Here is a 7,470-nt window from a genome sequence, read left to right on the forward strand (position 1 = left end):
CCTCGAGCTCGTCGTTCATGTCACCAGAATCTCATAGAAAGGGCGGGAAACACCTGCGCGATCAACCGGCGGGGGTGGGCGTGGGGGTGGGCGTCGCCGTCGAGTAGTACGCATTGCTGTCGACGGTGAGCACGAACTGCGCGAACTCCTTCGCGTCGTTCATGTTGCCGACGTACTCGGTGCCGTTGACGAAGACCGTCGGGGTCGCGGTGAGCGCCTGACCCTTCGTGTCAGGCAGCCCCTTGATCGCACGGTCGGTCGCGGCCTTCGCCCACGCCGTGTACGTCTCGTCCTCGATGCACTCGCGCACCGTCGCGATGTCGCTGATGCCGGCGCCCTGCGCCATGTCGGCGAGCTGCTGGTCGCTGTACCCGTCCGAGTCCACCGCGGGCTGATTGGTCAGCAGCTCGTGGTTGTACGCGAAGAACCGGTCCGAATCGTGGGTCGCCACGCACGCGGCGGCGCCCGCGGCGCGCAGGCTGTACTTCGTGCCGTTCGACTTCGACGTCAGCATGGCGACCGGGTAATAGGTCAGCGACGCGGCTCCGTCCGTGACCCACTTCGACAGCTGGGTCGCATTGGCGGCCTGGAATTCGCGGGCCTCGGTCGACATGTAGTCGACGTAGACGCGGATATCGACCGGCGCGGCCGATCCCGTGGGCTCGGGGGTCGGCGCGGCGGTGGGAGCAGCCGCTCCGGCCGCCATCGTCGCCGCGCTGCCGTCGACGGTCTGGTCGGCGAGGGGGTCGGCGACCTGCGAGGCGCTGGTGATGACGAAACCGTCGTCGCTGGCGGCATCCGGAAGAGCCTGCGAACGCGCCTCACGCGAGTTCAGCGCGGCCGAGACGCCCACGGCACCCACGCCGATGACCGCGACGGCGCCGATCGCGAGGAGAGAGCGACGGGCGATACGCCAGCGTGTCTGCTTCGCCTTGACCTGCTGCGCCTTCTCGCGCACCGCCTCGCGACGATCGCGTTCGGCGGGCACGTGCGGAGTCTCGTCGTGGGACATGGAACCTTCCGGGCAGAAACGTCTGCCGCATGAAATCAGGGGGATCGCTCGGGTGGGGCGAACGATCAACGATGCTAACGAGGCTGGCTGAGAAATGACCAGACACGTGCGATACTGACCCTGCGTCCAATGTCGGGCGCACGGGGTCGCCCCCGTTCATTCCATTCACTACGGATCGTCCGGCACGTACCTGCCGGTGAAGGAGAAGAAAACATGGCGTCCGTCACCTTCGACAACGCAACCCGTCTGTACCCGGGCGGAACCCGCCCCGCGGTCGACAAGCTCAACCTCGACGTCGCAGACGGCGAATTCCTCGTCCTCGTCGGCCCCTCGGGCTGCGGAAAGTCGACGTCGCTGCGCATGCTCGCCGGCCTCGAAGAGGTCAACTCGGGCCGCATCCTCATCGGTGACCGCGACGTCACCGATGTGCCGCCCAAGGACCGCGACATCGCGATGGTCTTCCAGAACTACGCGCTGTACCCCCACATGACCGTCGCCGAGAACATGGGCTTCGCGCTCAAGATCGCGGGCGTCGGCAAAGAAGAGCGCGCCGCGCGCGTCCTCGAGGCCGCCAAGCTCCTCGACCTCGAGCAGTACCTGACCCGCAAGCCCAAGGCCCTCTCGGGTGGTCAGCGTCAGCGCGTCGCGATGGGTCGCGCGATCGTCCGCCAGCCCCAGGTCTTCCTCATGGACGAGCCGCTGTCGAACCTCGACGCCAAGCTCCGCGTCCAGACCCGTACGCAGATCGCGTCGCTGCAGCGCCGCCTCGGCGTGACCACGGTCTACGTCACGCACGACCAGACCGAGGCCCTGACCATGGGCGACCGCATCGCCGTGCTCAAGGACGGTCTGCTGCAGCAGGTCGGCACCCCGCGCGACCTGTACGAGACCCCGAAGAACGTCTTCGTGGCCGGCTTCATCGGCTCCCCCGCGATGAACCTCTTCACGGCCGACCTGGCCGAGGGCGGCGTCCGCTTCGGCGACCTCGTCGTCCCCGTCGAGGCCGACACCATCGGCAAGGCGCACGGCTCCGAGGTCACCATCGGCGTCCGCCCCGAGGACATCCAGGTCGCCCCGGCCGACGGCCGCGGCCTCTCGGTCGTCGTCGACCTCGTCGAGGAGCTCGGCGCCGACGGCTACCTCTACGGTCACACCGACATCAACGGCAAGCGCACCGACCTGGTCGCGCGCGTCGACGGTCGTCGTCACCCCAACGCGGGCGAGACGGTCGTGCTGGCCCCGGTCCCCGGACACGTCCACGTGTTCGACCTCGAGTCGGGCGAGCGCCTGACCGACCGGGCCATCGCCTCGGCCTGACCCACGCATCGACGCGGCGCGTCCTCGGCATCCCGACCTGGTCGGGCCGGGGGCGCGCCGCACCGTTTTCCCGGAGGCCCCCGTGTCCGAATCGCTCAGCATCACCGCCAGCACCGTCGACCCGGGGCTGCTGCAGCTGCCCTGGTCCACCTCTCTGGCCGACTGGCCCAGCAGCCACATCGTCGCCCTCCCCAAGGGCATCTCGCGTCACCTCGTCCGCTTCGCCAACCTCTCGGGTCGTGTCGTCGCGATCAAAGAGACCACCGAAGAGATGGCTCGTCGCGAGTACGACATGCTCGGCAACCTCGACCGCCTCGCCGCTCCCTGCGTCGACCGCGTCGCCGTCATCGCCGGGCGCACCGACGCCTCGGGTCGCCCGCTACCCGCGGCCCTGGTGACCGCGCACCTGCGCTTCTCGCTCCCCTATCGCGCGCTCTTCACGCAGGTGCTGCGCCCGCACACGGCGACGCGACTGGTCGACGCCCTCGCGGTGCTTCTCGTGCGCCTGCACAACGTCGGTTTCTACTGGGGCGACGTGTCACTGTCGAACACCCTCTTCCGTCGCGACGCGGGCGAGTTCGCCGCGTACCTGGTCGACGCCGAGACGGGCGAGCTGCACGGCAATCGTCTCAGCCCCGGACAGCGCGCCCACGACCTCGACATCGCCCGCACCAACATCGCCGGCGAGATCATGGACCTCGAGGCCGGTGGACGTCTCGAGGGCGGAGTGGATGCCGTGGCCATCGCCGACGGCCTGGTCTCGTCCTACCACTCGCTGTGGGGCGCCCTCACCGACAAGGAATCCTTCGCGGTCGACGAGTCCTGGCGCATCACCGAGCGCGTGCACCGTCTGAACGCGCTCGGTTTCGACATCGGCGAGATGTCGATCCGCACCGCGAGCGACGGCACGCAGGTGTCGATCCAGCCGAAGGTCGTGGATGCCGGCCACCACCAGCGCCGCCTGCTGCGCCTGACGGGTCTCGACGTCGAAGAGAACCAGGCCCGGCGTCTGCTCAACGACCTCGACGAGTTCCGCGCGCGCGTCTCGCGCCTGGGCGCCGACGAAGAGATGGTCGCGCACGAGTGGCTGACCCGTGTCTTCGAGCCGATCGTCATGGCCATCCCGTGGGATCTGCGCGCCAAGCTCGAGCCCGCCGAGGTGTTCCACCAGGTGCTCGAGCACCGCTGGTACATGTCGCAGGCGCGGGGTCGATCGGTGCCGCTCGCCGAGGTCGTGAGCTCGTACATCGACGACGTGCTTCGTCACCGCCGCGACGAGGCGACGGTGATGGGACCGCCCACCGACACGCTCTCGATCCCCACGGTGTCCGACGCCGACGCCCCCGCGACGGGCGAGGTCCCCACCACCGACACCGATCTGGTCGACTGGCGCGACCTGGTCTGACGCCGCGGTCCGTCCCCGTCCCGGATGGGGCCCGCGCGACATCACGCGACCTCGCCGAGATCACGCGTCAGGACTCGCGTTCTCGACGAGTTCGCGTGATCTCGGCGCTCCCGCGCGAGCGCCCGTCGCCCCGGAACGACGAAGGCCGTGGCATCCGGAACGTGATCCGGGATGCCGCGGCCTTCGACCGTGTCGCGTCAGTAACCGACGGTGAAGCGACCGCGCGTGTGCGCGGGGGTCTCGATCTCGTCCAGGACGGCGACCGCGAAGTCGGCGCCGCCGATGAACGAGTCGCCCTTCTCGTCGACCACGAGGACGTCCCCGCCGTCGCGGTACGAACCGGTGCGCTCCCCCGGCGCCCACGAGCCGAAGCCGCCGGCCGGGTGCACGTAGAACCAGTCGCGACCGGTGTCGTCCGCCTGCAGATCCTCGAGGATGCCGATCGCCTCGCGCGCCTCGGGCTTGTACTCCTCGGCGAAGCCGTCGGTGTCGATCAGGCGCGGGCCGCCCTCGGCGACGAGCGATCCGCCCGCGCCGCCGACGACACCGACGCGCACCCCTTCGGGGAGTGCCGTGACGAGCTCGGCGATCGCGGGGCGGAGCTTGCCCTCCATGTCGCCGCGCGGAGCGACGGCCGACACGACCACGTCGACGCCCTCGAGCTGGGCCACGAGTCCTGGCACGTCCAGCACGGTGCCTTCGAGATAGGTCGCACCCTCGACGCGCTCGGTGGGGACCGAACGAGCGACCGAGACCACGGTGTGGCCGCGGCGCACGGCCTCGGTGACGATGTGGCTACCGGCGTAGCCGGTTCCTCCGATGACGGCGATGCGGGGCATGACGTTCCTTTCCGAGGGGCGGTGGTCAGACGGTCGCGCGCAGCGTCGACACTTGATACAGGGCGACGGATGCCGCGATGCCGGCGTTGAGCGATTCGGTCGCCGTCGAGATGGGGATCGACACGACCTGGTCGCACGTCTCGGTCACCAGGCGCGAGAGACCCTTGCCCTCGGAACCGACGACGATGACGACCGGGCGGTCGGCGAGCTCGAGGGCGGGCAACGACACGTCGCCGTCGCCGTCCAGACCGAGCACGAAGACGCCCTGCTTCTTGAACTCCTTGAGCGTGGCCGTCAGATTGGCCGCGAGGGCGACGGGGATGCGGGCCGCGGCTCCGGCGCTGGTCTTCCAGGCGGCGGAGTTGACGCTCGCCGAGCGACGCTGCGGGATGATGAGGCCCTGGCCGCCGAACGCGCCCGTGGAGCGGATGATCGCGCCCAGGTTGCGCGGATCGGTAACGCCGTCGAGGGCGACGAGCAGCGGGACCTCGCCGCGGTCGATGACCTGCTCGAGCAGGTCCTGCGGGTGCGCGTAGGCGTACGGCGGCACCTTGAGCGCGACGCCCTGGTGCACGCCGTCGAAGCCGGCCATGCGATCCAGCTCGGGGCGGGTGACCTCGAGAACGGGGATGCCGCGGTTCGTGGCGATCGACAGCATCTCTTTGACGCGGTCGTCCATCTCGACGCGCTGAGCGATGTACATCGCGGTCGCGGGGATCTTCGCGCGCAGGGCCTCGAGCACCGAGTTGCGGCCCGTGACCGTCTCGGTGTCGTCAGCGGCTTTCGGGCTCTTGCGGTTCGAGTTGCTCCCGACCGCGCGGACTCCGGGTCGGCCCTTGCCGCCCGCGGCGGCATAGCGCTCTTCGGCGGCCTTGCGCTTTCCGGCGGGGTGCCAGGCGCGGTCCTCGGCCTTGGGTGTGGGGCCGCGACCCTCGAGCGCCTTGCGGGAGTGCCCGCCGGTGCCCTTGAGGGGGCCCTTCTTCTTGCCGGGGTTGCGTGCTCCCGGGCGTCCAGGCTTAGCCATCGATACTCCAATTGGTTCCGGCTGGAGTGTCTTCCAGCGTGATTCCCGCGGCGGCGATCGCGTCTCGGATGCGATCGGCCGCGGCCCAGTCCTTGTCGGCGCGCGCGTGCGCGCGCTGCGTGATCATCGTCTGGACGAGGGCGTCCAGCGCGGCGGTCTCGGCGCTGTTCCCGGTGTCACCCCACTGCGACGAGTGGGGGTTGATGCCCAGGACGAGCGTCATCTGCATGACGTCCATCACGTCCTGCTTCGCCTCATCGTACTTGCCGGCGTCCAGCAGTGCATTCCCGGAGCGGATGCTCGTGTGGATCGCGGCGAGGGCGCGGGGAACGGCGAGGTCGTCGTCCATGGCCTCGATGAACTCGGTGGGGAGCCCCTCTTCCGCCTCGGTCCACCCGGGTTCGACGACGCGCTTCGCGCGATCGAGGAACGTGCGGATGCGCCCGAGAGCCGTCTCGGCCTCGGCCCACGACGCCTCGCTCAGGTCCAGCGTGGACCGGTAGTGCGCCGACGCGAGGGCGTAGCGCACCACGAGGGGGTCATGGGACTCGAGGATGTCGGACGCCAGGGTGAAATTGCCCAGCGACTTGGACATCTTCTGCCCGTCGACCGTCACGAGGCCGTTGTGCACCCAGTAGCGGGCGAACGCGTCGCCGGCGGCGGTCGATTGCGCGATCTCGTTCTCGTGGTGCGGGAAGCGCAGGTCCAGTCCCCCACCGTGGATGTCGAACTCCGCCCCCAGGTAGCGCCGCGACATGGCCGAGCACTCGATGTGCCAGCCCGGGCGCCCTGCGCCCCACGGAGACGCCCACGTGGCCGAGTCGGGCTCGCCGGCTTTCGCGCCCTTCCACAGGGCGAAGTCGTGCGGGTCGCGCTTGCCGCGCGGATCCGCGTCGGCGGCGGGCTCCATGGCATCCAGGCTCTGCCGGGTCAGCTCGCCGTAGGCGGGCCACGAACGCACGTCGAAATACACGTCGCCCTCGGCGGCGTAGGCGTGGCCGCGAGCGATCAGCTCGGCGATCAGCTCCTGCATCTGCGTGACCGAGGCGGTCGCGCGAGGCTCGTAGGTGGGCGGGAGGATGCCGACGGCCGCGTACGCGCGTGAGAACTCGAGTTCCATGCGGTACGCCAGCGCCCACCACGGCTCGCTCTCGGTGGCGTTGGCCAGGACCTTGTCGTCGATGTCGGTGACGTTGCGCACGAACGTGACGCGCCCGTAGCGGCGGGCGAGCCAGCGCCGCAGCAGGTCGAAGGCCAAGGCCGCGCGCACGTGACCGATGTGGGGTCCGGACTGCACTGTCGGACCGCACACGTAGACGGTGACGTTCGAAGGATCGAGAGGGACGAACTCGCGCAGTGCCTGCGCTTTCGTGTCATACAGCCGAACGGTCACCTCTTCAGCCTACCGGCCGCCCCTCGGCGCGACCCGTGCCCGTAACATCGCGCGGTTAGCGTGAGGGCATGCCTCTCACCATCCACGTCGACGACCTGACCGGCGACGCCACGCGCGCCCTGGTCGCCGCGCACCTGGCCGGCATGCTCGAGAACACCCCGGCCGAGAGCGTCCACGCGCTCGACGCCGACCGTCTCGCCGCGGACGGTGTGACCGTGTGGTCCGCCTGGGTCGACGACGAGCTCGCGGGGATCGGCGCCTGCAAAGACATCGACCACGATCGCGCCGAGCTGAAATCGATGCGCGTGGTCGGGGCCCACCTGGGGCAGGGCGTCGGACGGGCCATCCTGCGGCACATCATGGAGGACGCGAAAGAACGCGGCATCCGCAGTCTGTGGCTCGAGACGGGCAGCACCGACGACTTCCTCCCCGCGCGACGCCTCTACGCCAGCGAGGGGTTCGAGGAGTGCCCGCCCTTCC

Annotated in this window: 7 protein-coding genes; 3 read left to right on the plus strand and 4 right to left on the minus strand. The window is 69.8% G+C overall.

All coding sequences use genetic code 11. The features are described from left to right. Nucleotides 1-61: 61 nt before the first annotated feature. Nucleotides 62-1,012, minus strand: a complete 951-nt coding sequence (locus tag DBR36_RS04735; RefSeq protein WP_108317794.1) for a thioredoxin domain-containing protein — start codon at nucleotides 1,010-1,012, stop codon at nucleotides 62-64. 213 nt (nucleotides 1,013-1,225) lie between these two features. Between DBR36_RS04735 and DBR36_RS04740 the strand changes: the two genes are divergently transcribed. Next, the gene (locus DBR36_RS04740) at nucleotides 1,226-2,329 is read left to right on the plus strand and encodes an ABC transporter ATP-binding protein (protein ID WP_108317795.1); all 1,104 of its coding nucleotides are present in this window, start codon (nucleotides 1,226-1,228) and stop codon (nucleotides 2,327-2,329) included. Nucleotides 2,330-2,411: 82 nt separating this feature from the next. Beyond that, nucleotides 2,412-3,734, plus strand: a complete 1,323-nt coding sequence (locus tag DBR36_RS04745; RefSeq protein ID WP_108317796.1) for a DUF4032 domain-containing protein — start codon at nucleotides 2,412-2,414, stop codon at nucleotides 3,732-3,734. Nucleotides 3,735-3,931: 197 nt separating this feature from the next. On the opposite strand, the gene DBR36_RS04750 is transcribed toward DBR36_RS04745, so the two are convergent. The 3 genes from DBR36_RS04750 to cysS are packed head-to-tail and all read right to left on the minus strand — an operon-like array spanning nucleotide 3,932 to nucleotide 6,990. After that, a complete protein-coding gene (locus tag DBR36_RS04750; protein ID WP_108317797.1) occupies nucleotides 3,932-4,573 on the minus strand; it encodes an NAD(P)-dependent oxidoreductase in 642 nt (213 codons plus the stop codon). A gap of 25 nt (nucleotides 4,574-4,598) precedes the next feature. After that, nucleotides 4,599-5,597, minus strand: a complete 999-nt coding sequence (gene rlmB, locus DBR36_RS04755) for a 23S rRNA (guanosine(2251)-2'-O)-methyltransferase RlmB (RefSeq protein WP_108317798.1) — start codon at nucleotides 5,595-5,597, stop codon at nucleotides 4,599-4,601. Continuing rightward, nucleotides 5,590-6,990, minus strand: coding sequence for a cysteine--tRNA ligase (gene cysS, locus DBR36_RS04760; RefSeq protein WP_108317799.1), 1,401 nt, complete (start codon nucleotides 6,988-6,990; stop codon nucleotides 5,590-5,592). The genes rlmB and cysS overlap by 8 nt, the downstream gene beginning before the upstream one ends. A 68-nt stretch (nucleotides 6,991-7,058) precedes the next feature. Between cysS and DBR36_RS04765 the strand changes: the two genes are divergently transcribed. After that, nucleotides 7,059-7,470, plus strand: a 412-nt coding sequence (locus tag DBR36_RS04765) for a GNAT family N-acetyltransferase (protein WP_108317800.1), incomplete at its 3' end; no start/stop codon positions are given.

Origin of the sequence: Microbacterium sp. HMWF026 (genome assembly GCF_003061325.1) — a bacterium.
GTDB lineage: Bacteria > Actinomycetota > Actinomycetes > Actinomycetales > Microbacteriaceae > Microbacterium > Microbacterium testaceum_E.

Bases quoted from the DNA above. Each gene is read 5' to 3' on its own strand.
- DBR36_RS04735 (WP_108317794.1), bottom strand. From the start codon at position 1,012: ATGTCCCACGACGAGACTCCGCACGTGCCCGCCGAACGCGATCGTCGC.
- DBR36_RS04740 (WP_108317795.1), top strand. From the start codon at position 1,226: ATGGCGTCCGTCACCTTCGACAACGCAACCCGTCTGTACCCGGGCGGA.
- DBR36_RS04750 (WP_108317797.1), bottom strand. From the start codon at position 4,573: ATGCCCCGCATCGCCGTCATCGGAGGAACCGGCTACGCCGGTAGCCAC.
- rlmB (WP_108317798.1), bottom strand. From the start codon at position 5,597: ATGGCTAAGCCTGGACGCCCGGGAGCACGCAACCCCGGCAAGAAGAAG.